Genomic DNA, 1608 nt, shown 5'->3' on the forward strand with positions numbered 1-1608 from the left:
TGAAGATCGGGTCTGCCACGCGGATGGGCTTCGCGTCGCTGCCAAAGACGATCTTCGAGCGGCGTACGCCCCCGTTCTTGTCCTCTTCTACGCGGTAGCCCATGAGTGCCGGGTTCCTGAGTCGGCGAAGCTGTGTGGACGCCGTCAGGCCTGGTCCGCTGAGGCCCGCCCGCTTGTACCCCTTTCCTTTCCGTTGTGCAACGCGGATAAAGCGCCGGTCGGCCACCCCGTTGACCTTCGGCGGTCGTCCGGATTCGATGAGCGCCGGGGTGGCCGGCGGCTGTTCGCCGCGATCGCCCCGCAACGTTCTCGAAAGGAGCGGTCGTGCCGGTTCGGCAATCCAGCGGAAAGATTCAGAAACTACCCTCGCTCACCGGAGCACGTTTCTTCGCCGCAGCACTCGTTTTCTGCTTCCACGCCTCACTCGCCAAGATGTTCGACCCGTTCTCGGACAGGGGTTTCGCCGACGGCTACGCGTTTCTGTTCAGTAAGGCCGGATGGGCCGGGGTTTCCTTCTTCTTCGTCCTCAGCGGATTCGTCCTCGCCTGGTCGGCGCGGCCGGGCGACACCCTGGGCGGCTTCTACCGAAGGCGTCTGCTGAAGATCTACCCGAATCACGTCGTGACGTGGGCCGTCGCGCTCCTGTTCTTCTCGGCCGCCGCCGCGGGGCCGGAGGTGTGGCTGCCGAACCTCCTCCTGGTCCATTCCTGGGTGCCCGACCTGAACACGTTCGTCAGTGTCAACCAGCCCAGCTGGTCGCTCTGCAGCGAACTGCTCTTCTACCTGCTCTTCCCGCTGCTGTGGCGCGCGGTGCGCGCCATCAGGGGCGACCGCCTGTGGGCGTGGTTCGGCGTCGCCTTCGCGGGCCTGCTCGGCGCCCAGCTGATCATCCACACCTGGGTGCCGGCCGCCCCGCGCCTCGCCGAGTGGCCGTTGTCCGAGACGCAGTGGTGGCTGTCCTACAACATCCCGCCGCTGCGGCTCTTCGAGTTCGTCCTGGGCATGCTGATGGCCCGGGTCCTCAAGGAGGGCCGCTGGATCGGCCTGGGCGTAGCGCCCGCGCTGGCCCTGACCGGCGCCGGCTACGCGCTGGCCCTGGTGGTTCCCTGGCAGTTCGGTCTGAACGTGACCCTCGCCGTACCGCTGGCGCTGCTGGTGACGGCGTTCGCCGCCGCCGACGTCGCCGGGCGCCGCACCGGTCTGCGCGGCCGGTTCGTCTCCCTGCTCGGCGAGGTCTCGTTCGCGTTCTACCTGGTGCACTACCTGGTCCTGCTCGCCGTCCACGACCTGCTGGACGGGCGGAGGTTCGGCACGCCGGCGGCGCTCGCCGTGATCGTGGCCGCCTTCACCGCCGCCCAACTGGCGGCCTGGGTGCTCTACGTGTGCGTGGAGCGGCCGGTCATGCGGCGGTGGGCCTCGGGCGGAAGGAGGAAGGGGGCGGCGGACCCGGCCACCGCCTCGCCCCCGGCGGAGGAGCCCCGGCTCGCGGCGCGCCGGGCGTAGTCGCCCGCCCGGGCCGGAGAGCCGGGAAGCCGGCAGTCAGGACAGCCGTGAGGCCGGACAACGGGACGGCAGCACAGCGGGAGGGCGGGACCCAGGGGTCCCGCC

General features: G+C 69.9%; 1 protein-coding gene. It reads left to right on the forward strand.

All coding sequences use genetic code 11. The features are described from left to right. The first annotated feature begins 324 nt into the window (after positions 1-324). A complete protein-coding gene (locus tag ACFRMQ_RS40625; RefSeq protein WP_380735949.1) occupies positions 325-1503 on the forward strand; it encodes an acyltransferase family protein in 1179 nt (392 codons plus the stop codon). The last annotated feature ends 105 nt before the right edge of the window (positions 1504-1608 follow it).

Source organism: Kitasatospora sp. NPDC056783 (assembly GCF_042789895.1).
Classification (GTDB): Bacteria; Actinomycetota; Actinomycetes; order Streptomycetales; family Streptomycetaceae; genus Kitasatospora.